General features: G+C 58.3%; 21 protein-coding genes and 1 pseudogene. 15 read left to right on the top strand and 7 right to left on the bottom strand.

The window, feature by feature from the left end:
- Positions 1–378 precede the first annotated feature (378 nt).
- The 4 genes and pseudogenes from tet to DW136_RS10280 form a co-directional block, all read left to right on the top strand.
- The gene (gene tet, locus DW136_RS08345; RefSeq protein WP_118289405.1) at positions 379–2,316 is read left to right on the top strand and encodes a TetM/TetW/TetO/TetS family tetracycline resistance ribosomal protection protein; all 1,938 of its coding nucleotides are present in this window, start codon (positions 379–381) and stop codon (positions 2,314–2,316) included.
- Between the two features lie 511 nt (positions 2,317–2,827).
- Positions 2,828–3,370, top strand: coding sequence for a DUF4352 domain-containing protein (locus tag DW136_RS08340; protein ID WP_118289404.1), 543 nt, complete (start codon positions 2,828–2,830; stop codon positions 3,368–3,370).
- 38 nt (positions 3,371–3,408) lie between these two features.
- Positions 3,409–3,831 (top strand): XRE family transcriptional regulator, encoded by a 423-nt coding sequence (locus DW136_RS08335; protein ID WP_118289403.1) that lies wholly within the window; start codon positions 3,409–3,411, stop codon positions 3,829–3,831.
- A gap of 86 nt (positions 3,832–3,917) precedes the next feature.
- Positions 3,918–4,640, top strand: a pseudogene (locus DW136_RS10280) (serine/threonine protein kinase); the annotation flags it as partial.
- Between the two features lie 711 nt (positions 4,641–5,351).
- Here DW136_RS10280 and DW136_RS08325 read toward each other — a convergent pair.
- Positions 5,352–6,485, bottom strand: a complete 1,134-nt coding sequence (locus DW136_RS08325; protein ID WP_118289402.1) for a glucosaminidase domain-containing protein — start codon at positions 6,483–6,485, stop codon at positions 5,352–5,354.
- Between the two features lie 393 nt (positions 6,486–6,878).
- Between DW136_RS08325 and DW136_RS08320 the strand changes: the two genes are divergently transcribed.
- On the top strand, positions 6,879–8,135 hold the full coding sequence (locus DW136_RS08320; RefSeq protein ID WP_118289401.1) for an ATP-grasp domain-containing protein: 1,257 nt from the start codon (positions 6,879–6,881) through the stop codon (positions 8,133–8,135).
- A gap of 84 nt (positions 8,136–8,219) precedes the next feature.
- Positions 8,220–8,966 (top strand): aspartate/glutamate racemase family protein, encoded by a 747-nt coding sequence (locus DW136_RS08315; RefSeq protein ID WP_233546554.1) that lies wholly within the window; start codon positions 8,220–8,222, stop codon positions 8,964–8,966.
- Between the two features lie 123 nt (positions 8,967–9,089).
- Here the strand turns inward: DW136_RS08315 and DW136_RS08310 are convergent, their stop codons facing one another.
- The 5 genes from DW136_RS08310 to DW136_RS08290 form a co-directional block, all read right to left on the bottom strand.
- Positions 9,090–9,836, bottom strand: coding sequence for an energy-coupling factor transporter transmembrane protein EcfT (locus DW136_RS08310; protein WP_118289399.1), 747 nt, complete (start codon positions 9,834–9,836; stop codon positions 9,090–9,092).
- Entirely contained in the window at positions 9,829–11,580 is a 1,752-nt protein-coding gene (locus tag DW136_RS08305) for an ABC transporter ATP-binding protein (RefSeq protein WP_118289398.1), read from the bottom strand. Before DW136_RS08305 ends, DW136_RS08310 begins: the two co-directional genes overlap by 8 nt.
- A gap of 212 nt (positions 11,581–11,792) precedes the next feature.
- Positions 11,793–12,365, bottom strand: a complete 573-nt coding sequence (locus DW136_RS08300) for a hypothetical protein (protein WP_118289397.1) — start codon at positions 12,363–12,365, stop codon at positions 11,793–11,795.
- A 402-nt stretch (positions 12,366–12,767) separates the two neighbouring features.
- On the bottom strand, positions 12,768–14,732 hold the full coding sequence (locus DW136_RS10245; RefSeq protein ID WP_118289396.1) for a C69 family dipeptidase: 1,965 nt from the start codon (positions 14,730–14,732) through the stop codon (positions 12,768–12,770).
- A 396-nt stretch (positions 14,733–15,128) separates the two neighbouring features.
- Positions 15,129–16,046 carry a diacylglycerol kinase family protein gene (locus DW136_RS08290; RefSeq protein ID WP_118289395.1) on the bottom strand — a complete coding sequence of 306 codons (918 nt, stop codon included), beginning with the start codon at positions 16,044–16,046 and terminating at the stop codon, positions 15,129–15,131.
- Between the two features lie 98 nt (positions 16,047–16,144).
- On the opposite strand from DW136_RS08290, the gene rnd reads away from it, so the two are divergent.
- The 7 genes from rnd (at position 16,145) to DW136_RS08255 (ending at position 22,976) form a co-directional block, all read left to right on the top strand.
- A complete protein-coding gene (gene rnd, locus DW136_RS08285; RefSeq protein WP_118289394.1) occupies positions 16,145–17,278 on the top strand; it encodes a ribonuclease D in 1,134 nt (377 codons plus the stop codon).
- A gap of 64 nt (positions 17,279–17,342) precedes the next feature.
- Positions 17,343–18,047, top strand: coding sequence for a zinc metallopeptidase (locus tag DW136_RS08280; RefSeq protein ID WP_117655317.1), 705 nt, complete (start codon positions 17,343–17,345; stop codon positions 18,045–18,047).
- Between the two features lie 115 nt (positions 18,048–18,162).
- Positions 18,163–19,614 carry an exodeoxyribonuclease VII large subunit gene (gene xseA / locus DW136_RS08275; RefSeq protein ID WP_369831839.1) on the top strand — a complete coding sequence of 484 codons (1,452 nt, stop codon included), beginning with the start codon at positions 18,163–18,165 and terminating at the stop codon, positions 19,612–19,614.
- Between the two features lie 42 nt (positions 19,615–19,656).
- Positions 19,657–19,923, top strand: coding sequence for an exodeoxyribonuclease VII small subunit (xseB, locus tag DW136_RS08270; protein ID WP_006234311.1), 267 nt, complete (start codon positions 19,657–19,659; stop codon positions 19,921–19,923).
- Between the two features lie 49 nt (positions 19,924–19,972).
- The gene (locus DW136_RS08265) at positions 19,973–20,308 is read left to right on the top strand and encodes a histidine triad nucleotide-binding protein (protein ID WP_117564389.1); all 336 of its coding nucleotides are present in this window, start codon (positions 19,973–19,975) and stop codon (positions 20,306–20,308) included.
- Between the two features lie 147 nt (positions 20,309–20,455).
- Positions 20,456–21,634 (top strand): acetate/propionate family kinase, encoded by a 1,179-nt coding sequence (locus DW136_RS08260; protein WP_117583927.1) that lies wholly within the window; start codon positions 20,456–20,458, stop codon positions 21,632–21,634.
- A gap of 163 nt (positions 21,635–21,797) precedes the next feature.
- Positions 21,798–22,976: an acetate/propionate family kinase gene (locus DW136_RS08255; RefSeq protein ID WP_118289393.1), complete on the top strand. Its 1,179-nt coding sequence runs from the start codon at positions 21,798–21,800 to the stop codon at positions 22,974–22,976.
- A 346-nt stretch (positions 22,977–23,322) separates the two neighbouring features.
- Here the strand turns inward: DW136_RS08255 and pta are convergent, their stop codons facing one another.
- The gene (gene pta, locus DW136_RS08250; protein WP_055309798.1) at positions 23,323–24,303 is read right to left on the bottom strand and encodes a phosphate acetyltransferase; all 981 of its coding nucleotides are present in this window, start codon (positions 24,301–24,303) and stop codon (positions 23,323–23,325) included.
- Between the two features lie 231 nt (positions 24,304–24,534).
- Here pta and glf point away from each other — a divergent pair, with 231 nt between their 5' ends.
- Entirely contained in the window at positions 24,535–25,737 is a 1,203-nt protein-coding gene (gene glf / locus DW136_RS08245) for a UDP-galactopyranose mutase (protein WP_118289392.1), read from the top strand.
- Positions 25,730–26,761 carry a glycosyltransferase family 2 protein gene (locus DW136_RS08240; protein WP_118289391.1) on the top strand — a complete coding sequence of 344 codons (1,032 nt, stop codon included), beginning with the start codon at positions 25,730–25,732 and terminating at the stop codon, positions 26,759–26,761. Before glf ends, DW136_RS08240 begins: the two co-directional genes overlap by 8 nt.
- Positions 26,762–26,888: the final 127 nt, after the last annotated feature.

Here is a 26,888-nt window from a genome sequence, read left to right as displayed (position 1 = left end):
ATGAATGTGGGAGGTGTTCGGATAAAGTCGATAATCAAGGGAGGTGCAGTGACAGAAAAAATTTATCCTAACAGGGTTGCTTTTGGGAATTTGATATGCTATACTATAAAAATCCAAGCAAAGGAGTTTATCAATATGCGGCAAGGTATTCTTAAATAAAATTTGATAATGGGAACAAAGACAAACGTCCTCAAGGAGAGGGCTTGGTTTTTGTACCCAATTTAAGAATACTTTTGCCTTTTCATTTCATATCGTGATAGACAACGGCCAGCCTTGGCCGCAGTTTTCATGTGTGTCCTACCTATCATCCCCAGCGGTAAAAGTATTTGTCGCTGGGGATTTTTGCGCCCTTCTGGGCCTTGTATGGAGGACAATCATATGAAAATCATCAATATTGGCATTCTTGCTCATGTAGACGCAGGTAAGACGACCTTGACGGAGAGCCTGTTATATACCAGCGGAGCAATCGAGGCGCCCGGCAGTGTGGATCAGGGAACAACGAGAACGGACACCATGTTTTTAGAGCGGCAGCGTGGAATCACCATTCAAACGGCGGTCACTTCCTTTCAGTGGCACGATTGTAAGGTCAACATTGTGGATACTCCTGGGCATATGGATTTCTTAGCGGAGGTCTATCGCTCCCTTGCCATTCTTGACGGAGCGATTTTGGTTGTTTCTGCAAAAGACGGCGTTCAGGCGCAGACCCGTATTCTGTTTCATGCTCTGCAAGTAATGAAAATCCCAACTGTTATCTTTATTAACAAAATCGACCAGGACGGGATTGACCTGCCAGGTGTGTATCAGTCTATCCGAGATAAGCTCTCCGCAAATATGATTATTAAGCAGAACGTGCAGCTTTCCCCGGATATATCCATCATGGAAAACATGGGGCTGGAGAATTGGGATACCGTGATTGCGGACTGTGATGAATTGTTGGAGAAATATATTGCCGGAGAACCAATGGACAAAGAAGAACTTCTGCGGGAGGAAAACAGGAGAATCCAAAGCGTCTCTCTGTTTCCGGTCTATCATGGCAGTGCCAAGGTAAACTTGGGAATCCGACAACTCATTGAAGCGGTCACAGATACATTCCAATCACCCACCGGGCAGAACAGCTCTGAATTGTGCGGAACTGTGTTCAAAGTTGAGTACGCAAACCAGAGCCAACGCCTTGCCTATCTGCGGTTGTATAGCGGTACGCTTCATTTGCGGGATTCCGTAGCCTTGGCAGGGAAAGAAAAACTGAAAATTACGGAAATGCGTATCCCCTCAAAGGGTGAGATTGTCCGAACAGAGATTGCCCATGCGGGCGAGATCGTCATTGTACCCTGCGACAGTTTGCGGCTGAATGATGTGCTGGGAAACAAACTGCTGCTGCCCCGTGAAACGTGGAGCGACAATCCTCTCCCTTTGCTGCGGACAACAATTGCACCAGAGAAACCAGAACAGAGGGAACGCTTGTTAAACGCCTTGACAGAAATTGCGGATACCGACCCGCTTCTGCGCTATGAAGTAGACGCTGTGACCCATGAGATCATTCTCTCCTTTTTGGGCCGGGTACAATTGGAAATTATCTCTGATCTTCTGGTGGAAAAATATCAGCTCAACACAACTGCAAAAGAACCTGCCGTCATCTATATGGAGAGGCCATTGAAAGCGGTAAGTCACACCATTCATATCGAAGTGCCGCCCAATCCATTCTGGGCGTCCATCGGGCTGTCCGTCACCCCTCTCCCCCTTGGCACCGGAGTGCAGTATGAGAGCAAAGTTTCCGTTGGATACTTGAATCAGAGTTTTCAAAACGCTGTATTGGATGGTATCCGCTACGGTCTGGAACAAGGCGTGTATGGATGGAAGGTAACGGACTGTAAAATCTGTTTTGAGTATGGGCTTTATTATAGTCCGGTCAGCACTCCCGCAGACTTTCGGTCATTGGCACCTATTGTATTGGAGCAGGTGTTGAAAAAGGCGGGGACGCAGCTATTGGAACCATATCTTTCTTTTACACTCTATGCGCCGCAGGAATATCTCTCCAGAGCTTATCATGACGCACCAAAATATTGCGCGAGTATTGAAACGACCCAGGTTAAAAACAGCGAGGTGATTATTACTGGCGAAATCCCTGCCCGCTGTGTGCAAGAGTACCGCAATGACCTCACCTTTTATACAAACGGGAGAAGCGTTTGTTTAACAGAATTGAAGGGGTATCAAATCGCCAGCGGCGAACCAGTTTTTCAGCCACGCCGCCCAAACACCCGGATTGATAAGGTGCGCCATATGTTCAACAAAATTCTCCCATCAATGATGGACTTATAAAATCCCTTTGGAACAAAGGGCGCACTTCTATACATGGTCTGCGACCATGTATCGTGCGCTCTGCGAGGCTACGGCCCGGACTTCCGAAAGTCCGGGCCGTTTGCGTCGCTCCGCTCCGTACAAGGGGCTGCGCCCCTTGCGCCGCTTTGCGGCTATCCCTGCGCCCTCGCTGGAAAGGTACATCCGCTCTGCGTCTGCACCTTTCCAGCGAGGCTAAAACCGAATACCGTTACCCTTGACCGTTTACCCGACACAGCAGGTAGACGGTCTTTTGTTTTGCCAAGAAGGAGGTCAAACACGATGGACAAGTCACGCGAAGAATTAAGTGTAACAATTCCAGTTTTAAAATTGAGAACGATGTTGGCAAGCCTCGAGGTGTCATCGGCGATGGACGCGCGCTTCATGCTCTTCAATATGGCAACCTTAGCTCTCAGCTAATGAATTCAAGTTTAATCCTTCCTACGATGTGCTGTGTGCCGGCGCGGTAGCCGGATCGTAGGAAGGATGCATAATGGAAAAGCTCGAAAACGAAGTGCTGCTGAGCCGTCGCGCTGCGCTTGGCGCGTTCGCCACCGTTGCCCTGGGGACTGCCGGCCTGCTTGTGGGCTGTGGCAGCGACAAGGCGATCGTTACCGAGGACACTGGTGACGGGGACAAGAAGGAGGAGCCGAAAAAGGAGAAGCAGCCTACGACTGACCTAGCTGTCGGCACGACCGTGACCACGGCTGCCGGTCTTTCCGTTACCGTCGATTCTGTCCAGACCGGGCTTACCAATTTTGACGGTTCGACCATGACGGGCATTCACGTCACGTACGTTTACAATGGCAATGAGGGCGCGGATTACAATGTCTACGACTGGAAGGGCGAGGACGCCAACGGCGCCCAGCAGAACCAGGGCTATTACAGCGAAGGTTCTGACGAGCTGCAGTCTGGCACCCTTGCCGCCGGCGGCTCCGTTGCGGGCAATATCTACTTTGATGGCGACATCAAGAAGGCTCTGTATTTCGCCAACATGCTCGAAAAGACCGCGACTGCTAGCTGGGCGCTTGCTTAGCGTGCTGATGCCGTTGGGTCGTTTGGAGGTGAGGCCATATGCCCGATAAAAAGCTGACTGAGGAGCTGCTCAATGAGCTCCTTGATGTGCCAAGCATTGACGGCTACATAAGGGAACATGACTTTGCCGCCCCATCGCTTTCAGATTACCTCAAGCAGCTGCTGCAGGAAAAGGGGCTAGAGCGTTCACGCGTGGTTCGTATGGCCGACCTCAACGAAACGTTTGGCTATCAGATTTTTACCGGCGCGCGGCATCCGAGCCGCAATAAGGTGCTGCAGATTGCCTTTGCCATGGCGCTCACGCTCAAGGAGACCAATCGCGCTCTGACGGCGGCAGGCGCCAACGTCCTCAACTGCAAGGATCGCCGTGATGCGATTATCATTTTTTTCATCGATCGCGGCTGCAGCCTGCAAAAGGTAAACGAGGAGCTGTATCGCTTTGGCGAGGAGACGGTGAGCTAACGGCTAGCCGCCGGCAGAAGAGCTGCCCACGATATTTCGAACGTGCAGGGCATGGGCATCATGGGGTGTCCGTGCCCTGCGTTATTATGGACGCTATGGATACTCAGAGCCCAACATATTCCGATGATGAGCTGACCGCTGCGCTTGCCGGGCACCTGGCGTCACTCGAGCGCGATGACAGCTATCGCGTAGACCGTATACTCAAGCATTCGGATGTTGAGACGACCGAGCTCGTGTACTTTGAGGGCTCTGGTGGCGGGTCTCTCGGCCCCTTTGTTCGCAAACGTATCAACGCATCGGCCCAGATTGGCGGGGTGTATGAGCGCCTGTTTGCGGCCCAGCGCGCCGGGCTACGTTATGAGCACTTGCCTCGGATTGTCGATTGTCGCCGCATGGGCGACGAGTTTTGCGTGGTCATGGAATATGTCGAAGGCGAGACGCTCGAGGCCCTGGTGGGGCGTTTGGGTGCGACACTCGATTATGCCTGCGAGCTGTTTGGCGCCCTTTGCGATGCAGCCGATGAGCTCCATGCCGGCTTTGCGATGGCTGGAGAGCGTCCGGTGCCGGTGATTCATCGTGATCTGAAGCCTTCGAATATTATCGTGTCGGGCGTGAGGTATTCAGTCGATGCCGGCATGACGTTTTCGTCGCTGGTGATTATCGATCTGGGGATTGCGCGGGTATGGCGTGACGGAGCCGACGCCGACACGGTCAAGTTTGGAGCGCGTCCCTATGCGCCGCCCGAGCAATATGGTTTTGGCCAGACGAGCGTTCGCAGCGATGTCTACGCGTTGGGTGCCCTCCTGTTCTTTTGTCTGACGGGGACTGACCCCAAGCCAGGTCGGGACATGCGCGAGCAATGCGAGGCCCTCGACGTTCCCGCCCCGCTTGCCGATGTTGTCTGCATGGCGATGGCGCTCGATCCGGTCAAACGCTTTGCAAGCGCGGAGGCGCTCGGTCACGCTGCACGCGCGGCATATGAGCTGTGCCTGCTTGAGTCTGGCTCGATTGAAGCGACGGGATCTTCGATGGCGCAGGTTGCTCCGCAAATGGTGCCATCTTCCGTGCGGCAGCCCCAAAATGCCTCGTCGGCGACCCCTTGTCGCAAGGGTCTGTTTTCGCGGATCCCAGAGCCCATCGGGCGCATATGGAACGGCTTTATCTATGCGGCAACCTTGCTATTGCTGGCCGGAAGCCATTTTGCCGTGTTCCAGCCCACCGGAGCAAACCAAAGCTACCCGACGTTGCTTCTCATAATCGAGTATTTTCTATTTGTCGATGGCCTTATGGTGCTTTTGCATTTTGCGCTGCTCGATAAGCGCCGTCTTCGTCGGCGATTCGCGCTGCTCGACAGCTATCGCGGCAAGAAACTCGCGAAACTCTGGCTCAAGGCATTGGGTGTGCTGCTCCTATGCATGATCGTCATAGTTGCGGTTGCCAATGCGGCCGCGTCGCCGATACCTCCGCTACCTAAAAGGAAAGGGCCCCATTGGGGCCCTTTGCAGTTGAGGCTTGCGAGCCTAAATGCGGTTCATCTGGGAAGCGACCTTGTTGTACCAGTCCTGCCACGTGGGCGGGCAGTACTTCTTGGCGGCTGCCGGGGTAAGCGTGGAGCCATAGTTGGCACCCAGGTAGGCAACGTGGGCGGAGACAGCCTCGCTCCAGCTGCCAAAGCTACGCCAACCACCGCCGCGGGCACTCCAGCCCCAAGCGTTATAGGAGCCGGCGCAATAGAGGCCCTTGCTGCTCTCGATGCAGGCGATGGCGGGGGACCAACGGGGATCGACGCCGGTATTCCAGGCGGCGACGGCAAAGTTATAGCCCTGGCCTGCCATGGGGGAACCGGCGAGGTAGTTGTCGATGCGGCTCGTCCACTCGTTAATGAACGAGTCGTAATCGGAATTGCCGGTATTGGAGTTGCTCGGCGTAGTGTCGATGGTGGTGTTGGCGTTATTTGCTTGGCTATTGGAGTTATTGCCACTCACGCCGGTACCCGAGAGCTTCTCGGCGGCAGCGGCTTTGTCGGCCTCGAGCTTAGCCAGTTCGGCGGCATTTTCCTGCTCGGCCTTCGCTTGCGCCTCGTTGCGGAGCTGCTGTGCCTGCGCCAGCGCGTCCTCGGCATTCTTTTGCTCGCCCTCGAGCTGAGACTTGGCCTGCTCGAGCTCGGTTTTGTTCTGCTCGAGCTCGGTCTGCATCTTGTTAAGCTCTTCGATCTCGTCGACGCTCGAGCTCGTAATCTGGTTGGTGTATTTGCAGGTGGTGATAAAGTCACCCAAGCTCTGCGTGTTCACCAGGAAGCTCACGATGGGGCTGGTGCCCTTCTGGTACTTATACAGATCGCGCATGGCGGAGCTTGCCTTGGCCTGCTGCTCGGGTAGCTCGGCCTCAATCTTATCGATGTTCGCCTCATTGGAGTCGATCTGCTTTTGCAGATCCTCGAGCTTGGTACGGGCGTCGTTGTAGGCGCTCGTAGCGTCCTCGATTTTTTTCTGGGCGGCGGAAAGCTGATCCTGCGTTGCCTGCGAGGCGGCATAGGCCGCGACGGGGGAGAGCATCGGCGTGGCCGTCAGCGCGACGGCGAGCGCGGCGCTCGTGATGATACGAGCCGGCTTCGACGCGATGAGCGCTGCGGTGCGATGGTTCGAATGCTGCATCCAGTCCCTCTGCAATCAATCGTAGGTTATTGGTCGAGGTGTATTCTACTACTGCTTTCGACCTCAACTTGAACCTTAAAGGTTCTAAAGGGTCAAGTTGAACTTGAGGCTTTGGCCTTGACCTGCGGGAATGGTGAATTGTTGAGAAACCATAGAGTTCAACTTTAACGTTACGGCACCCTGTTTGTGAGGGTTTTGGCTGTAAAAGTTGCCCTCACGTGGGGTTTTGCAACTACAAGGTCCCATCGCGGTGAGCTTGGCCTTCATGCTGGATAATTACGCCGATTGCCATAGATACGGTGGAGCTTTGGGTGCCGGCGGCTCGGCACGCTAGAATAAATCAGTTGCACAAAGACCGCCCGTCGTGTGGGCAGTTCATGATAGGAAGTTTCCATGGCATTGCAGTTTACAGAGCGCGAGTTTATTCCCGTGCTGCTCGGCGGCGACATCAACGCGTATTCGGTGGCGCGCGCCTTCTACGAGGAGTATCAGGTCAAGAGCCTGGTCTTTGGCAAGTATCAGACGGGCCCTGCGTATCGCAGCCAGATTATCGACTACACGCCTAACGTGGATATCGACACCATGCCCGTGATGCTTAAGACCGTCAACGGTATCGCTCGGGCGCATGCCGACAAGACGATTGTCCTGATGGGCTGCGGCGATAACTATGTTGCCCTGGTGGCCCAGGCCAAGGATGCCAACGAGCTGGCGGATAACATCGTTGCGCCTTACGCGCCCTATAGCATGCTTGAGCAGTGCCAGAAGAAGGAGATCTTCTACGAGCTGTGCGAGAAGCACGGTGTGCCCTATCCGCATACGTTTACCTTTACCATGGCGATGCTCAACGCTCAGGGTGAGGCTCCCGCCGAGGTGCTCGACCAGATCGACTTTCCCTACCCGATGATCCTGAAGCCTTCCGACGGCATCATGTGGTGGCAGCATGAGTTCGAGGGTCAGAAGAAGGCTTATGAGATTGCCGACCGCGCCGAGCTGGAGCAGGTTATCCGCGATTCCTATGCCAGTGGCTACACCGATGACCTGATTTTGCAGGATCGCGTGCCCGGCAACGACGAGTACATGCGCGTGCTCACCAGCTATTCTGACCGCAACGGCAAGGTTCGCATGATGTGCCTTGGTCACGTGCTGCTCGAGGAGCATCAGCCCCATGGCGTCGGTAATCACGCCTGCATCATCACCGAGCCCAATGATGAGCTTATGAGTGGCGTGCGCAAGCTGCTCGAGGACCTTCACTTTGTGGGCTATTCCAACTTTGACGTCAAGTATGACGAGCGCGATGGCTCGTTTAAGTTCTTTGACTTTAACACCCGTCAGGGCCGCAGCAACTACTACGTAACCAACAGCGGCTTTAACGTTGCCAAGTACGTGGTGGATGAGTACGTCTATAACCGCCCGTTTGAGCCGGAGTTTGTGACGGCGAAGGACGAGGCGCTGTGGATGGTCGTTCCCATGGGCGTCGTCGACAAGTACGTCAAGGCTCCCGAGCTGCGCGCGAAGGTGCATCGTCTTGCCAAGGAGGGCAAGGGCGCCGATCCCTCGTTTATGAAGGGAGACTTTGTCTTTAACCGCTGGTTGCGCATGTGGCACACCAAACTGCGTCACTATAAGCTGTTCAAGACGTATTACAAGTAGACGAGCGTGGCGCCCGTCCGGTATGTATCGGGCGGGCGCGGGTATGATACGCGCAATTGCGTGGGCGTCACCAAGGAGGCGGCGATGGAAAAGCTGGGAGTTATCGGCGGCATGGGCGCCGAGGCCACGTCGTATTACTACGACCAGGTAGTACGCCATACGGCGGCTACGTGCGACCAGGAGCATATCGACATGGTGGTGCTTTCCAAGTCGACCATGCCCGACCGCACGCTGGCCATCAAGACCGGTGAGCATACCGAGCTGCTGGCGACCATGAAGGAGTGTGCCCAAGCACTCGAGTCGCTGGGCTGCGCGCACATAGCTATTCCCTGCAACACGTCACACTACTTCTACGACCAGATCCAGTCGTTTACGAAGGTGCCGATTATCCACATGCCGCGCGAGTCGGTTCGCTATGCCCTGGCGGGTGCGGTGATGGGGGAGTGCGAGTTCGACCCCAACCTGAGTATGCCGGCCGAGCCGGTGCACAAGATTGGCATCATGGGAACTGATGGCACCGTGGGCGCGGGCGTCTACGGCCGCGAATGCGAGGCTGCGGGTGTTGAGGTTGTCTATCCCAGCGAGAAACGTCAGAACGATGTGATGTCGCTCATCTACGATGATGTGAAGGCCGGTCGCGAGCCCGATATGGATAAGTTCGACCGCGTGATGTGGGAGTTCGCCCGTAGCGGCTGCGACCGCGTCATCCTGGCCTGCACGGAGCTTTCGGTGTTGCAGAAGTATCGCGAGATGCCCGAGATCACCCTCGATGCGATGGATGTCCTGGTACGCGAGTCCATCATCCGCAGCGGCGCCCTCTACCGCCTATAACCCTCGACCTGCCAAAAAGGGACAGGTTTATTTTGGTAGGTTTTATCTGGGAAAACAGTAAGGCCTCGGCTCGTTTGGTGCGAGCCGAGGCCTTTTGCATTTGCCGGTTGCTGCCAGCGGTTGCTAGAACAGGAAGCCGATGGAGATAAGGGCGATGCTGATGATGAGTACGGCGATATCCAGGCTTTTGATGGGGTAGCGCTTATACGAACTCGCACGCGTGCGCAGGTAGAAGCCGCGCTGCTCGGCAGCAAGTGCGGTGGCATCGGTCTTGCCCACACTCGAAATAAGCAGTGGCACGCACAGCGGCAGCATGAGTTTGAGTTTCTTGACGGGATTCTTAGTGTCGTATTCGACGCCGCGTGCAGTCTGCGCCTCCATGATGGCGTTCATTTCCTGGCCAAATACCGGCACAAAGCGCAGCGCCGTGGTAAAGGTGAAGGCATAGCGATATGGCACGTGCAGCACCTCGACGCAGGCGTTGGCGAGGTCGTTGAGCTTGGTCACCATAAGCATGAGGATGAGTGGCAGCGCCACGCCCAACAGGCGTAGGCAGGCCTTCGATCCGGTAATGAGGCCCGTGTCGGTGATAAAGCCCCACACCACGTTGCCGTCGCGCATAAAGGCCAGCTGAAGCACCAGCATGATAAGCGCGAGCGGAATCAGCAGCTTGAGTAGTGAGAGCAGACGGTCGACGACGCCGGCGTAGGCGCCCAGTGCAAGGGTGAGCGCCAAAAAGCCCAACAGCGCCACGTAGGTATCGGACAGGAAGATGCCGATGATGATGGCGGCGGCAAGGCCCAGTTTGACGACCGGGTTCAAGCGGTGCAGCAGTGTATCGCCCGGCATATAGTCGATGACGTTAACCACGGTGGACCATCTCCTCGGTAATGCGAACGATATCGGTGACCTCGCTCACCTGTGCAAAGGCGGGAGAGACGGAGGATGCCAGACGACGAGAAAGCTCTATGACCTGGGGTGGCTCAACGTAGGCTTGCTGCATGAGCTCGATGTTCGAGAACAGCTCGTGCGTGCGGCCGCGCTCGAGGATGCGGCCGTCGGCCATCACCACGATGCGCTCGGCAAAGTCGGATACGACTTCCATGTCGTGGCAGACCATGATGACGGCGTAGCCGCGCTCGGCCATGGTGCGCACGGTTTCCATGACGGTCATGCACTCACGGTAGTCAAGGCCGCTCGTGGGCTCGTCGAGCACCACGATTTTGGGCTCTACGACCACGACGGAGGCGAGTGCCACCATCTGGCGCTGACCGCGCGAGAGCGAGAAGGGCGCCTCGTCGGCCGGCAAGCCAAAGCGGTCGATGACGAGCTGGGCGCGACGCAGCGCCTCGGCACGGTCGATGCCGGCAAGCTCCAGGCCAAAGGCGACCTCGTCGAGCACAGTGTCCTTGCAGATCTGGCGGTCGGGGTTTTGGAAGAGGGTTGCGACTTCGCGGGCGATGCGGCTCGTGGGAGCGGCTGCGGTATCCAGTCCCGTGACACGCACGCTGCCCGAGGCGGGCTTAAGCAGGCCTGTGAGCAGCTTGGTGAGCGTGGTCTTGCCGGCGCCGTTTTGGCCGACGATGCCCACGAGCTCGCCGGGATAGAGGGTCAGGTTGAGGTCGTGGACGGCGGCGCCGCCATTGGGATAGGCAAACTCAACGTGATCGAAGGTGAGCACGGGCTCGGCGTCCTTGGCGTGCGGGCGCAACGACGGTGCGTGCGGTGAGCCGGCGGGTGCCTGAATGTCACTGCTTGCGTGTGCGGGGTCGACGATGCCCGTAATCAGGCGCTCGGCCTCATCAACATCCAAACAGGGAGTGCCGCTGGCCAGGCCATCGACCTCGAGGCTGTTGAAAATGCGCGTGACACGCGGGCAATCGACGCCGATGGCGCGGAGCTCATCGGCGTGTGCGAAGACCTCGTGCGGCTCGCCCTGTAGCGCGATTTCGCCATGATTGAGCACGAGTACGCGGTTGCAATACTCCGAAAGCAGGGCGACTTTTTGCTCAACGACGACGATGGTGATGCCGAGTGCGCGGTTGGCCTCACGCAGGGTCTCGAAGATCAGCGTGGAGCTGGCGGGGTCGAGCGCCGCGGTGGGTTCGTCGAGCACGAGCACGCGCGGACGCATGGCGAGGATGGCGGCGATGGCAACCTTTTGCTTTTGGCCGCCCGAAAGCGTGGCGATCTCGCGGTCGCGCAGGTCGCTGATGCCGACGGTCTCGAGCGTCTCGCTCACACGTTGCTCGATCTGGTCGTGGGGAACGCCAAAGTTCTCCAGGCCAAAAAGCATCTCGTCCTCGACGACCGAGGCGACCATTTGCGTGTCGATGTCCTGCAGCACGCTGCCGACGATCTGCGACACATCGGTGAGCGTAACTTCACAGGTGTCGTTGCCGTCGACAGTGACGGAGCCAAAGAACGTGCCGGTGTAATGGTGGGGTACGGCTCCCGACAGACAGGCGGCAAGTGTAGATTTGCCGGCGCCCGAAGGACCGATAATGCCAATAAAATCTCCCCTGTTCACGCCGAGCGAGATATGCTTAAGCACCTGCTCGGTCTGCGTGCCATAGGAGAACGAGACATCGTCGACGTTGATGATCGTTTCCATGGATACCTTTCAGAGTCATCGGGGACGTTCTTACATGACTAGTCGTTTAAGAACGTCCCCAAGAGCTAGTTGTCTGGGACAGTCTTTGATGGTGGAGCACGGAGACGGCTTTACGAGGGGCCCCAGGTTGGCGCGAAAGAGGAGCGAAGCGTACTTGGGTACGCGAGCGACGAATGAACGCCAAGATGGGGTGGCTCGTAAAGCCGAGCGGGTTAGTTGAGCCTAAGGGCCTTCTGGATGGGCAGGTAGAGGGCGCCGACCAGAATGGCGTTAAACACGGCGGTCATGGCGACGACGGGCAACATGGCTGCGGCGAGCTCGCTCACCACGCCGAGCATGGCCATCTTGATGACCATGAAGATGACGCCCGAGACAAAGGTGGTCACGAACGTTGCGACGATGGCGACGGCAGGCTTAACCTGGCCTCCCTTGGCGGCGGCGTTGACGATGAGGGCCATGAGCATGGCGGCGATGCCCTCGGCGGCAAAATCGACAAACGGCGAGGTGGTGGTGATCTGGATCACGGCGGCCGAGATAAGGCCGATGACGAGCGCCTGACCAATGTTGGGGCGAACGACCAGGATGGTGAGGCAGAAGGCCGAGATGATGAACTCGGGGCTAATCATGCCGCCCGAGATGCCCGAGATGGCCTTGCCGACGGTGAAGTTGAGAATGAAGCCGGCGGCAAGGAGGATGGCGAGCAGGACAAGGGCACGGATATCGAGCTTACCGCGGTCGGCGGTCTGGACGGTGCGGGGCTGGGCGGTGGTGGTGTTCTGAGACATGGTGAAAATCCTTTCGGAGGGGAAGTGCAAGAGAAGAAAGCGGAGGCGCGTGATGCGAATGCGATCGGGCTCGAGATGGAAAAAGGCCCCCGGTCGAAACCGGAGGCCTTCCAATCACCTAGAGCGCAAAAACAGGCGTGAGGGACTCACTGTCGACCGATCGTATTCGCATCACGCCACCACCAGTTGTTGAGAGACGTCATCGTGTTCTTCATGTTGGCGGCTCCTTTCGTGATGCCGTGGCGCGGTCGCACCTAGTTGCTGTTTCGCTGCACTATAGCACAGCGAAGTGTGTGCGGGGAAATCTTTTTTAAAAAGATTTCGGGCGGGTTTCCCGCCGGTCAAAAGAGCGGGCTAAGCGGGCGAGGCTGACATTGCCGCCTTGCCCGCTCAGCTAGGACGTTACTCCTTGTTGCGACGGTAGAGGAAGTAACCACCGGCGGAGATGACGGCAACGCCAGCGATGGCGAATGCAGCCACCATACGGCCATCAAAACGATCGCCAGTGGTGGGCAGGCCGCCCTTGGTGTTCGTTTTGTTGGTGGTTACTGTGGTCGTGGTGTCCGACTTGCCAGGCTTCTCGGGCTTGGTGGTGGGCTGCTCGGGCTTAGCGGGCTGCTCGGGGGTGCCGGGCTGCTCGGGGGTGCCGGGCTGCTCGGGGGTGCCGGGCTGCTCGGGGGTGCTGGGCTGATCAGGGGTGACCGGATCGGTGGCAAGAGCATCCTTGGCGTAAGTGATGGACACCTTGAGGCCGTTGGTCTCGGTGTTCAGGTCGCTCGGGGTGAAGGGCTTGCTGAAGTCCTCAGCCTTCAGATAAGCGCGCATCTCCTGAAGCAGGGCCTTGCACTTGACATAGGTGTTCTTGGTGGCAGCGTTGCCGGCCTTGTTGGCCAGGGCGGTGCGGCCCTCAGTGGTGGTCTCGGCGAGCATGGCCTTGTCGACCTCGAGGTTCTGCTCGATGAGCTCGTTCTGGAGAGCGTCGAGGTAGGCGCGAACGCCGGTGCCGAGCTGCTCACGGTGCTCGAAGCACAGGGAGCTGATGTCCATGAGGACATAGTTGATGGAGTTCTCGGGCTCCTCGTTGTTCACGATGTCCTCCTCTTCGCAGTGATCGAAGGAGACGGTCTGGTCGCTGTAGTACGGGCTAACCTCGGTGAGCAGTGCGGAGTAGTAGGGGATGGCGACGGAGTAGGCGGCGCGGGAGAGCATCTCCCACTGGATGGTCGCGATCTCGGGGTCCATGCCCTGACGGATCTGGAAGAGATTGACCTCGGTGTTGGTCTCGGTACCAATGGCGTAGGCGCCGTCGGTGTTGGCGTTGAGGCCCGGGACCTTCTCGCCGCGGTTGCCAAACGCGCGGATCATCTCAAAGGTGTTCCAGTCGGACTTGCCGGGCTGGAAGAACAGCGGCTGCGCCTTGCTAACCAGGGCGCCGGTCGTGGCACGAGCATCTTCGCGCTCGTCCTTGACGATCTCGTAGTCGGTGCCCTCGGTGAGCGGCACACCGAAGTAGGCGCGACCCTGGACATAACGGGCCCAAGAATGCATGGCCTTTTCGCTAATTGCCTCGCCGTAGGTCTGGGCAACGTCAAATTGACCGTCATCGAAGTACTTGGCGAAGCCATTCTCCTTAGGCATGGACTCGATGGTCGCAGAGTGGAGACAGTTCGCGGTGTCGGTGAGGTCAACCTTGTAGTTGAGGTTGCCGATGTTGGGGTTGAGCGAGGCGATATCGTCAGTGAGCCTCATGGCGATCCACTGGTGGCCGGAAAGTGCGGCAAACAGCCAAGTCTCGTTGCTGTCAGCGATGATAATCTGATCGTTGCCGCAGGCGCCCTGCTCGTCGATGATCTTGCCGAGGAGCTCGACGCCCTCACGTGCATTGGCGCTTTCACCTAAGATAACGCTGCCGTAGCTGTACTCGCCAATACCGGTTTTGGTCAGGGGGTCTGCTGCCTCAGCATCAGCATTCATGCCGGTGGTCAGCGTTGCGGAGCAGGACACGCCCTTCTCATTGATGCCTGCCTCAGAGTAGGCATCATAGCGCCCGTGCCACTGGGAGGGATGGTCGCGTACATAGGTGTAGCGATACGTGGTCTTGGTCGAGGTATACATGAATGCGGACTCGTCCGAGCCGTACGTATGCCCCGGGCCGTGAGAAGGCTCAATGCCAAAGTGCTTGAGGTAGCGCTTATCGAAGTCCTCGGCGCGGCCATAGTACGTGTCACCGTCGGCCGTCAGCTTGTTGCCCATGTACATCTGCGTGCAGGCGAGCGCAGATGTCGGCATGGACATGATGGTTGCAGCTCCAAATGCAAGGCCTATGCCAAGCTTCTTGAGCGCGTTGACGGGATGAGTTTTACTCATATTCCCTCCCAGCGTGCGAAAGCCCTCTGTCTCCAGAGGGCTTCACCCAATAATTACACCCCCTTAGCGTAACGAATTCGAAACAATATACATTCATGAAAGATATTTACTCGATAAGCGTAGCGAAATATGCGATTAACGGTAAATTGAACTCATTCAGTGGGAAATCAATTTGTATAACGCCAGCGAAAAATGTAGCTAAATAAAGCGTCAAGAAAAAAGCGGACCCCTCGCCGGCATGTGGTTTCATGCCGGCGAGGGGTCCGGGCTGCACGGGCCGTCTAAGAGTAATGGCTACTTCTTTCGACGGTGGATCACGTTAATCGCATAGCCGATGAGCATGGCCAAAACGATGACGATAAAGCCGAGCAGGGGATTGTCGTTCATGGGGTCCTCCTATTTTCCGAGTGGGGAGAATTCGTCGACGATGAGGTCGAGGCATTGCGGAAGTGCGCGGGCTCCAAAGACGCCCGAGTTGCTGGAGATGATTTCGCCATCGAACTGCATGCCCAGCGACGGGGTGCAGGTGATCTTGGCTTCTTTGGTCTGGATGATCTTAAACTGCGGGCGGCCGAGCACCTTGCCGGCGGGGTCGAGCGCGGCGGTGATCACGGTCGGGAGCAGCTGCACGGTTTTTACGGGCTCGATGACCGCGATGTCGACCATGCCGTCGTTCATGCGACAGTCGGGGAACAGGGTGATGTCGTTTTGGATGACCGAGGTGTTGCCGGCCATGCAGCAGATGCCATCGAGCTCCTCGACAATGCCGTCATGTTCAATCGTAAAGTGCGCCACCGTGGGGTTGGGCGTAGCGAGCGCGGATAGGAAGTAGGCGATCTCGCCGATGTCGTTTTTGGTGGGGGCGGCCTTCATCATGATCTCGGCGTCGTAGCCCGAGCCGGCGATGATGATGAAGCCGTGGCGCTTTTCGTTGCCGTTCTCGTCGAGCCAAAAGAGCTCGCCCATGTCCGCCTTGACGGTACGGCCGACGCGGCAGGCCTTGGCGAGCGCCGCGGCCTCGGGGGCATTGCCAATGTTGTTAAAGAACAGGCAAGCCGTGCCGGAGGGGAAGACGAGCGTGGGGACACCGCATCCGCGCATCTGATCGAGCACGTTGGAGACGGTGCCGTCGCCGCCCGAAATCACCACGCGATCAAACTCGCGCACGTCTGCCACGGCGTCCTCGGGTTCCATGCCATCGCCGATAAAACGCATCACGACCTCGTCGCCGCCCTGCGCGAGGGCGTGCGTGAACGCGTAGATTTCATCTGAGCTGGGGCCCGATGCCGGGTTGTGGATGATAAGGCAGCGCATACTTACGTTCCCGTTCTGTGACTAACCGAGTATAGTTGTAGGGCAATGCCGATATCCTACCCGTGTTTTTCGGGCCTAACCTTATTCGATGGGTTGATATGTACATTTCCACACATCAGGCTCTGCTCGACTTTTGTCAGCGCGCCCTCGAGTTCGACGCGATTGCCGTCGATACCGAGTTTTTGCGCGAGCGCACGTTCCACCCGCGCCTGTGCTTGGTTCAGATTGCCACCCCTGCCGAGAGCGTCGCGGTCGATCCTCTGGTGATCGACGACCTATCGCCGCTGGCCGAGCTTATGGGCGATGAGAGCGTGACCAAGGTATTTCACGCCTGCTCGCAGGATATGGAGGTTATGCTCCATACCGTGGGCGTGCTGCCGCGTCCCATTTTTGACACGCAGGTGGCCGCCGCCTTTTTGGGCGAGCGCCAGCAGATTTCCTACGGCGCGCTCGTGCAGACGTTTTGCGGTGTCTCATTGCCCAAGACCGAGTCACTGACCGATTGGTCGCGCCGCCCGCTGACCGACAAACAGATCGAGTACGCGATCGATGACGTCAAGTATCTGATCGTTGCCTATACCGAGATGATGAGTCGCCTGCGCGAGCTGGGCCGGGTGGACTGGGTGCTCGATGAGCTGCGTCCGCTGGCCGACGAGTCGCATTATCGCGCCGATCGTCACGAGGCGTTCCGCAAGGTCAAACGTATCAATTCGTGTAGTCGTCACCAGCTGGGTATCGCGCGCGAGCTCGCCGCCTGGCGCGAGGACCGCGCCGAGCGCCGCAACATCCCGCGCAAGTGGGTCATGTCCGACGATACGCTGCTGGCGCTCGTGAAGCGTAACCCTGTGCGCGTTGAGGAGTTCCGCAGCATCCGCGGTACCGACCAGCTGGGGGAGCGCGATGTGGACGGTGCGTTGATGGCCATCAAGCGCGGCGCGAGCTGCCCGCACGATCGCCTGCCGCTCATGGTGCGCGGGCATCGCCAGATTTCGCCGGAGCTGGAGAGCGTGACTGACCTTATGTATGCGCTTATCCGCTTGGTTGCCGAGCGTTCGGGCGTGGCGACCTCGGTCATTGCCTCGCGCGACGACCTGGCCGACTACATCGAGCATCCCGAGCAGAGCCCCCTGCGCGAAGGTTGGCGTTTTGAGCTTGTGGGCTCGCGCCTGGACGATCTACTCTCGGGCAATATGGGGTTGACGGTCAAAGATGGCAAAATTGAATTGCTATAAGGAAGCCTAGCCGCTTGAGTGGGTAGAATGCCTCCAACGTGTAACTCGATTCGGAGGAATTCGCATGCCTTATTACTATGGATACGGCTTTGGCATCGACCCGCTGTACCTGCTGGTTGTTCTTGTTTGTACAGTGCTTGGCCTTGCTGCGCAGAGCTATATCAACTCGACGTACAAGACCTGGTCCAAGGTTCGCTCGGACGGCGACACGGGCGCCACGGTCGCTCGCCGCATGCTCGACGCCAACGGTTGCAACGCCGTGGGTATCAAGGGTGTCGCCGGTGAGCTCACCGACCATTACAACCCGCAGGATAACAACCTGTATCTGTCGGATTCCAACCGTTCGGGCGGCTCGGTCGCAAGCGTTGCTGTCGCTTGCCACGAGGCAGGTCATGCCGCGCAGCGTCAAAGCGGTTACGCCATGATGAAGGTACGCACCGCTTTGGTCCCCGTCGTCAACTTTACCCAGAACACCTGGACGATCGTGCTGCTCATGGGCCTGTTTATGAACATAGCAGGGCTCACGACCCTCGCGCTGATCTTCTTCTCGTTTAGTGTGCTATTCCAGCTGGTTACGCTGCCGGTCGAGATTGATGCCAGCCGACGTGCCGTGGCGTATATTGAGCAGTCGGGCATGAGTTCCAAGCAGGTCAACGGTGCCAAGAAGGTGTTGACGGCTGCCGCGCTCACCTACGTGGCCGCGGCGCTCACCTCGATTATTCAGCTGCTCTACCTTATGGCTCGCTACAACAGAAACTCCAACCGATAACAAATGGGACCGACGGGCGCCGTGGGGATTTGTGTCCCCGCGGCGCTGTACTATGTGTTGGACTTGAATTAGCGCAGGGCCGGAGCCCATGTGCACGATGACGAAAGGGGGCTGCGTGGCAGGCTGGAATCTAACCGGCAATGCCGTTTCCGCCGAGTTCGACGGATCGGACGAGCAGGAGCGCAAAGAGCTCAGCGTGAGCCAAGCGGTGGAGATCGCCGCCGGCGCGCTCGATGCCATTCCACAGCTGAGCGTTTTGGGTGAGGTCACTGGTTTCCGCGGTCCCAATGCCCGAAGCGGCCACTGCTACTTCCAAATCAAGGACGACTCGGCGGCCGTCGACTGTATCATCTGGAAGGGCGCCTACCTTAAGCGCACCTTCGATTTGCGCGATGGCATGCAGGTGAGCTTTAAGGGCAGCTTTAATCTCTACAAGCCCACAGGCCGCATGAGCTTCGTCGCTCGCTCGTTTTCGCTGGCGGGGGAGGGCCTGCTGCGTCAACAAGTGGCGCAACTGGCCGAAAAGCTGCGTCGCGAGGGCCTGATGGACGAGGCACGCAAGCGTCGCATTCCGGTGTTTTGCTCGCGTGTGGCAGTCGTCACCTCGCTTTCGGGTGCCGTGATCGACGATGTCAAGCGCACGCTGCGCCGTCGCAACCCGCTTGTCGAGCTTGTTTGCGTGGGTGCCAAGGTGCAAGGCGAGGGTGCGCCGGCAGAGCTTATTGAAGGCTTGCGCCGCGCCGCTGCCATTACGCCGGCACCCGATTGCATCTTGCTGGTGCGCGGCGGTGGCTCCTTCGAGGACCTCATGACCTTTAACGACGAGGAGCTTGCCCGTGCGGTGGCAGCCTGTCCCGTGCCTGTGGTGACGGGCATTGGCCATGAGCCCGATACCTCGATTTGCGACATGGTGAGCGACCGTCGCGCCTCCACGCCAACGGCAGCGGCAGAATCGGTGGCGCCGGCTATGACGGAGTTGGCCGATGTGCTCGAGGCGCGCCATCAGCGTCTGGGTGCCGCGATGGCATCGATGATTGGGTCGGCCCAGGTCGACCTGGAGATGCTCGATCAGCGCGGTCGCCGTGCCTGGGATACCTATACGGCTCGCTTGGGTGATGCGCTCGATGCCGCTGCGTGTCGCCCGTGCCTCAACGACCCCACATTTATGGTCGAGCGTCGCGAATCGGAGCTTGCGCTGACTGCCGATCGCCTGTCGGGCGCCATAGTACGCTCGGTCGGGACATTCCGCTCCAACTTTGAGCGCTTGCCCGAGCGTCTGATTACAAGCACCTCGGGGCTCGATGGTAAGCGCCATGCGCTCACGCTTGCGAGTTCCCGCCTAGAGCATCAAGGGCGCACGATGCTCAGCAAGCCAGCGTCCGACCTGAGCCGTGCGGCAGCGTCGCTCGATGCCCTGTCGCCGCTCAAAGTGCTTGCTCGCGGCTATTCCATCGCGTACAGCGATGATGGTGTGGCTACGAGTGCCAAGACCTTTAAGCCTGGCGACGCCATTCGCGTGCGCATGGCAGACGGCAACGTGGCAGCAACGGTCGATACGGTCGAGTAGACCGCGTTTCGCAGTGATAGACCCTTAGGAAAGGAAACAGATATGGCAGAGAAGACCCCGGTAGAGCAGCTTACGTACAAGCAGGCCTCGCAGGAGCTGGAGCTCATCATCCGCAGCCTGGAGTCGGGCGATATGGAGCTCGAGGAGTCGCTCGAGAGCTACACCCGCGGCGTCGAGCTCCTCAAAAGCCTGCGCACCCGCCTGTCCGATGCCGAGCAGAAGGTCTCGGTGCTCCTTAAGGACGTCGACGGCAACGACGTGCTCGCCGACGGCGAGGCCGCCAACACCGATGATAACCTTTCGTTCTAAGCATCTCGACCAAATATAATTACCTTGGTCTGTAAGAAAGGAACCAGCTATGTGCGATTGCATCTTCTGTAAAATTGCCAACCACGAGATCCCCTCGACCGTTGTCTATGAGGACGACCAGGTCATCGCCTTCGACGACCTCAACCCGCAGGCGCCGGTCCACACGCTCGTGATCCCTAAGAAGCACTACAGCGACATCGCCGACAACGTACCCGCCGAGACCATGGGCGCCATAGCTCACGCCATCCAGGAGGTCGCCAAGGCCAAGGGTCTGGAGGACGGTTTCCGCGTCATCTCCAACAAGGGCGTCAACGCCGGCCAGACCGTCATGCACTTCCACATGCACGTCCTCGGCGGCAAAAACCTGGGCGAGAACCTCATCTGAGGGCGCTTCTTCCTTGCAATGAAACGGAAGCTCAAGCACCGATAACTTATATATCAACGCAATAAACCCGAGCGCGAGGGCGTTTGGGTTTATTATTGAAGCGTATGTAACCTGGCGGCGCCACACCGCCTGTTAGTAGGGAGACACATGAACGTTCTGGTCGTCAACGCAGGATCTTCGACCCTTAAGTATCAGGTCATCGATACCAAGTCCCACAAGGTGTCCGCAAAGGGCTCCTGCGAGCGCGTCTGCTTTACCGGCGGTACCTTCACCCACGCTGCCAACGGTTCCAAGAAGGTGACCGAGAACATCGAGTTCCCCGACCACAAGGTCGCCATCGAGGTCGTTCTGAAGGACCTCGAGGCCAACGGCGTCAAGATCGAGGGTATCGGCCACCGTATCGTTCAGGGCGGTTGGTACTTCGGTGATTCCTCCCTCGTCGACGAGGACGTCCTCGCCAAGATCCGCGAGGTTGCTCCGCTCGCCCCGCTGCACAATAACCCCGAGGCCAACGTTATCGAGTACTGCCTGGAGCAGTATCCCGACCTGCCCAACGTCACGGTCTATGACACCGCTTTCCACTTCAACATGCCCGAGGTCGCCAAGACTTACGCTCTGCCCAAGGATGTTTGCGACAAGCTGCACATTCGTAAGTACGGCGCCCACGGCACCAGCTACCGCTACATCTCCAAGAAGGTCGCCGAGATGACCAACGGCGGGGCCCGCAAGGTCGTCGTGTGCCACATCGGTTCCGGTGCCTCCCTGTGCGCCATCGAGGACGGCAAGTGCATGGACACCACCATGGGTCTCACCCCGCTTGACGGCGTCATGATGGGCACCCGCTGTGGCTCCATCGACCCGGCTACCGTGTGCTACCTGCAGCGCGAGGGCGGCTACACCTTCGACGAGGTTGACGAGATGATGAACAAGAAGTCCGGCCTTTTGGCTGTGACCGGTGGCAAGACCAACGACTGCCGCAATGTCGAGGAGCTCGCTGCCGCTGGCGACCCCGAGGCTCAGCTCGCCTTCGATATGTTCGTCTACAAGATTGCCGCCAAGGCTGCCGAGATGGCCACTTCTATGTGCGGTATGGACACCCTGGTCTTTACCGCCGGCATCGGCGAGCACGCTCCGGCCGTCCGCGCCGGCGTTGCCGACCGCCTGGCCTTTATGGGCGTCAAGATGGATCATGCCCGCAACGCCCTGCGTGGTGACGGCGCTTGGTGCCTGTCTGCCAAGGATTCCAAGGTCAAGATTTTCGTCATCCCCACGGACGAGGAGTTCATGATCGCTTCCGACGTCGAGCGCATCGTCAACGGCAAGTAATTGCAAGAGGGGAGGGGCTGGACGACCGAGCGCCGTTCAGCCCCTCTTTCGTCTCGTTGAGCGATATGCCTGATAGCTATTTATCAAGTTGTGATAACTTCTTATTAACATGCGGCCGCCTTAAGGGGCCTGTACCGACCGTATTGCATTGCAAAGGAGTCTCATGAACGTACTTGTTGTTAACGCTGGCAGCTCAAGCCTTAAATATCAACTCTTGGATACCGATACCCGCGAGGTTTTCGCCAAGGGCAACTGCGAGCGTATCGGCTCGGACATGGGCATCTTTGGTCACGCCGAGAACGGTGGCGCCAAGCAGACCGAAGAGGTTCCCTTCCCCGATCATCGCTCGGCCATTGCGCGCGTACTCGAGGAGCTCGAGAAGACCGACTTTACGATTGACGGCATTGGACATCGTGTCGTTCAGGGTGGCTGGCACTTCGATGATTCTGCGGTCGTCGACGACGAAGTCATGGCCAAGATTCTTGAGGTGGCCCCGCTCGCTCCGCTGCACAATTACGGCGAGGCCGCGGCAATCGAATATTGCCGCGAGAAGTATCCGGAGCTGCCCAACGTGGCCGTCTTCGACACCTCGTTCCACATGACCATGCCCGAGGTCGCCTACACCTACGCGCTGCCCAAGGACGTGTGCGACAAGTACCACGTGCGCAAGTACGGCGCACACGGTACGAGCCACCGCTACGAGTGGATGATGGCCAAGGAGATCCTGGGCTCGCGCTGCCACCGCCTGCTTTCGTGCCATCTGGGCAACGGCGCTTCGCTTGCCGCTATCGAGGACGGCGTGTGCCGCGACACCACGATGGGCCTCACGCCGCTTGACGGTCTGATGATGGGTACCCGCTGCGGTTCCATTGACCCGGCTACCGTATGCTACCTGCAGCGCGAGGGCGGCTACAGCTATCAGGAAGTCGATGACATGATGAACAAGCAGTCTGGCCTGCTTGCCATCTCGGGCATCTCCAACGACGCCCGCGACATCCGTACGCGCGCCTCCGAGGGCGACGAGCGCTGCCTGCTCGCCTTCGATATGTTCGCCTACAAGGCCATGCAGCAGGCTGGCTCCATGATCGCTTCCATGGCGGGCGTGGACACCATCACCTTTACCGCCGGCATCGGCGAGAACGACTGGTCGATCCGCAAGGCCTTCTGCGACTGCTTTGAGTGGCTGGGCGTACGCATCGACAATAACAAGAACCGCGAGGCCGTGGGCAACGGCCCGCAGGTCATCAGTGCCGCCGGTTCCGCCGTCACGGTCATGGTCATCCCCACCGACGAGGAATACATGATCGCCCACGACGTCGAGCGTCTGACCAAGAACAACTAACGCATCCGTCTGTAATTGAAAAAAGGCCTCCAGAGCAATAGCTCCGGAGGCCTTATGCTAGCAGGCGGAAATTCCAGTCCCAAAGTGATCATCACCAGCAACGCCTGCGCTCCCAGCAACGGCACCCGACCATTCAGATCCTCAGCCCCAGCTCGTAGCCAAGCCGCCATCCACTCCAGATGCCCTGATTGCAAAGTAGCGGCAGGGACCCTACAGGGTAAAGCTCTGAAAACTTTCCGCAGGACGCATGAAACCCCCGCCGCACGAAGTGCGCAGCGGGGGTTTCATGCATGTCCGAGGACGTTTTCAGAGCTTTACCCTGTAGGGTCCCGAGGGGATATGTCTGCTATTCAGCCATCTGAGCCTGGACGGCGGTGATGGCCACGACACCCACGATGTCATCGGCAGAGCAGCCGCGCGAAAGGTCGTTAACCGGCTTGGCGATGCCCTGCAGGATGGGGCCGTAGGCGTCGGCGCCGGCGAAGCGCTGGACCAGCTTGTAGCCGATGTTGCCGGCCTCGAGGTCGGGGAACACGAGCACGTTGGCCTTACCGGCGACGGAGGAGCCGGGAGCCTTGAGCTGGGCGACGGTGGGGACGATGGCAGCGTCGAGCTGCAGGTCGCCATCGATGGCGAGCTCGGGAGCCTTCTCCTTGCAGAACTTCACGGCCTCCTGGACCTTCTTGGCGACCTCGCCGCCAGCGGAGCCCATGGTGGAGTAGGAGAGCATGGCCACGTGCGGCTCAACGTTGCCCATGAAGGTGGACCAGGAGTGAGCGGAGGCGATGGCGATCTCGGAGAGCTCGTCGGAGGACGGGTTGATGTTGAGGCCGCAGTCGGCGAAGATCAGCGTGCCGTCGGTGCCGAACTGCGGGGTGTCGGTGCACATCACGAAGAAGGCCGAGACCAGCTTGGTGCCCGGGGCGGTCTTGAGGATCTGCAGCGCGGGGCGCAGGGTGTCGGCGGTGGAGTGGCAGGCGCCGGAGACCAGGCCGTCGGCATCGCCCATCTTGACCATCATGGTGCCAAAGTAGGTGGCGTCCATCACCTGGGCGCGAGCCTGCTCGATGGTAACGCCCTTCTTGGCGCGGAGCTCGGCAAACTTCTGCGCGTACTCCTCGTGCTTCTCGGCATTGCGCGGGTCGATGACGGTAGCGCCGGGAACGTCGATCTCGTCGGGGTTGCCCAGGATGACGATCTTTGCCAAGCCCTCCTCGATGATCTTGGTGGCCGCGACGATGGTGCGCGGATCCTCGCCCTCGGGCAGGACGATCGTCTTAAGGTCGGCCTTGGCGGCAGACTTCATACGGTTTAGGAAATCGCTCATGTTACTCCTTACAAGCGTTTCGCTAAGCTCCAGGCGCCCGGCCGTTCACGAATAAACCCGCTGCTAGCGGGTCTACCTTTCAATTATGTACGCCGCGGTGCTTGAGCTTTCCTTGTGTGGCAAGCTCATTATAGGACGCATTAGCGCTATAATCGCTCTGATAAAAATGTCTCGAAGAATGTTCGAGAAAAGCCCAGCTAACGAGCCCGTGGCTTTTGACAAGGAGTATCGATGCAGATTACCTCAGGCCTGCCTGAAGGCTTTAACGCCGGCGCATACGACATGATTGTCGTCGGTGCCGGATATGCCGGTGCCGTTTGCGCCCGCCGTCTCGCCGAGACCATCGGCTATCGCGTTGCCGTTCTGGAGCGCCGTAGCCACATTGCGGGCAACGCCTACGACTGCGCTGATGAGGCCGGGATCCTGGTCCACGAGTATGGTCCGCACATCTACCATACCTTTAATGAGCGCGTCCACAATTTCCTGTCGCGCTTTACTAAGTGGACGGACTACCAGCACAAGGTGCTCGCCAACATCAACGGCACCCTTATGCCCGTGCCCTTTAACCACGCGAGCCTCAAGCTCGCCTTTGGCGATAAGCGCGGCGAGGAGCTGTATCAGAAGCTCGTGGAGACCTTTGGCAAGGACGTCAAGGTGCCCATCATGGAGCTGCGCAAGAAGAACGACCCGGATCTTGCCGAGGTCGCCGATTACGTCTACGAGAACGTCTTTTTGCATTACACCATGAAGCAGTGGGGCCAGACGCCCGACCAGATCGATCCCTCGATCACCGGCCGCGTTCCCGTCTTTGTGGGCGACGATGACCGCTACTTCCCGCAGGCTCCCTTCCAGGGCATGCCACAGGACGGCTATACCGCGCTGTTCGAGCACATGCTCGACCACGATTTGATTGATGTGTTCTGCGACGTGGACGCCCGCGACCTCTTCGAGATCGACGAGACCACCGTCAAGATCGACGGTAAGGTCTATGGCGGCGAGATCGTCTACACCGGTCCGCTCGATGAGCTGTTCAACCTCGACCTGGGCGCCCTGCCGTACCGTACGCTCGATATGAAGTTCGAGACGCTCGATATGGACCAGTTCCAGCCCGTGGGCACCGTCAATTACACCACGAGTGAGGATTACACGCGTATCACCGAGTTCAAGAACATGACTGGCCAGGTCCTGCCCGGCAAGACCACCATCATGAAGGAGTACTCCAAGGCCTATACGCCCGGCTCGGGCGAGACGCCCTATTACGCCATTCTGGAGCCCGAGAACCGCGAGCTCTATGAGCGCTATCTTGAGCGCGTCCAGAACCTGACGAACTTCCACCCGGTGGGTCGCCTGGCCGAGTATCGTTACTACGATATGGATGCCGTGACCAACTCTGCCCTCGATCTTTCGGATGAGATTATCGCCTGCCATGCATAAAGTCATATCATTCGGTATTCCCTCGTATAACGCCGCCAAGGACATGGACCATTGCATCACCTCCATTCTGGAGGGGAGCAATTACGCCACTGATATCGAGATCATCATCGTCGATGACGGTTCCAAGGACGAGACGGCAGCTAAGGCCGACGAGTGGGAGACACGTTATCCCGGAATCATTCGCGCGGTGCATCAGGAGAATGGCGGCCACGGCATCGCCGTCCTCTCGGGTCTGCGCGAGGCACAGGGCACCTACTACAAGGTCGTCGACTCGGACGACTGGCTCGATGGCGCAGCCCTGTCGACCATGCTTTCGATCCTTCGCGGTTTTGAGGAGCGCGACCAGCGCGTCGACCTCTTTATCTCGAACTATGTGTACGAGAAGGTTTACGAGGGTACGCACACCGCTATTGGCTACAAGTTTGCCCTGCCGCGAAAAAAGATCTTTACCTGGGACCAGATTGGTCATTTCCGTCTGGACCAGAATCTGCTCATGCACAGCCTGTGCTATCGCACGGATGTGCTGCGCGAGTCCAACCTTCCCATGCCGCCGCACACGTTCTATGTGGACAACATCTACGCCTACGTGCCGCTGCCGCGTTGCAAGACCATGTACTACGCCGACATCGACCTCTACCGCTACTTTATCGGTCGCGAAGGTCAGAGCGTCAACGAGGCAACGATGGTCAAGCGTCTGGACCAGCAGTTCCGTGTTACGCGTATCATGATGGAGTCGTACCACCTGTACAGCGATGTCGAGTCGTCGCGTCTGCGTTCGTACATGATGGGCTACTTCACCATGATGATGGCTATTTGCTCGGTGCTCACCAAGCTTTCCGAGGAAGATTGTGCCGATGAGCGTCTGAAGACGCTGTGGAAGGACCTGAAGGAGTACGACGAGCGCATGTATCGTCGCGCTCGCTACGGCGTGGTCGGATTCTTTACCAACCTGCATGGACGGGCCGGAGACAAAACCACACTCGGCCTATACCGTCTTGCCTCAAAGATCTTCAAATTCAACTAGCTGCTGAGTAATCGCTGCTGATAGGTTGACTGGGCCCCTTGGCCTTTAGTTTGCTACTGCGAACAGTCCTGCTCGCACGGAAAGCACATTAAGTGCTTTCCGGCTCGTGCGGAACTTGTATCAAACT

It is taken from the genome of Collinsella sp. AM12-1, assembly GCF_003472325.1.
In the GTDB taxonomy this organism is placed as follows: Bacteria; Actinomycetota; Coriobacteriia; order Coriobacteriales; family Coriobacteriaceae; genus Collinsella.
This window is presented reverse-complemented; position numbering and strand designations above follow the sequence as displayed.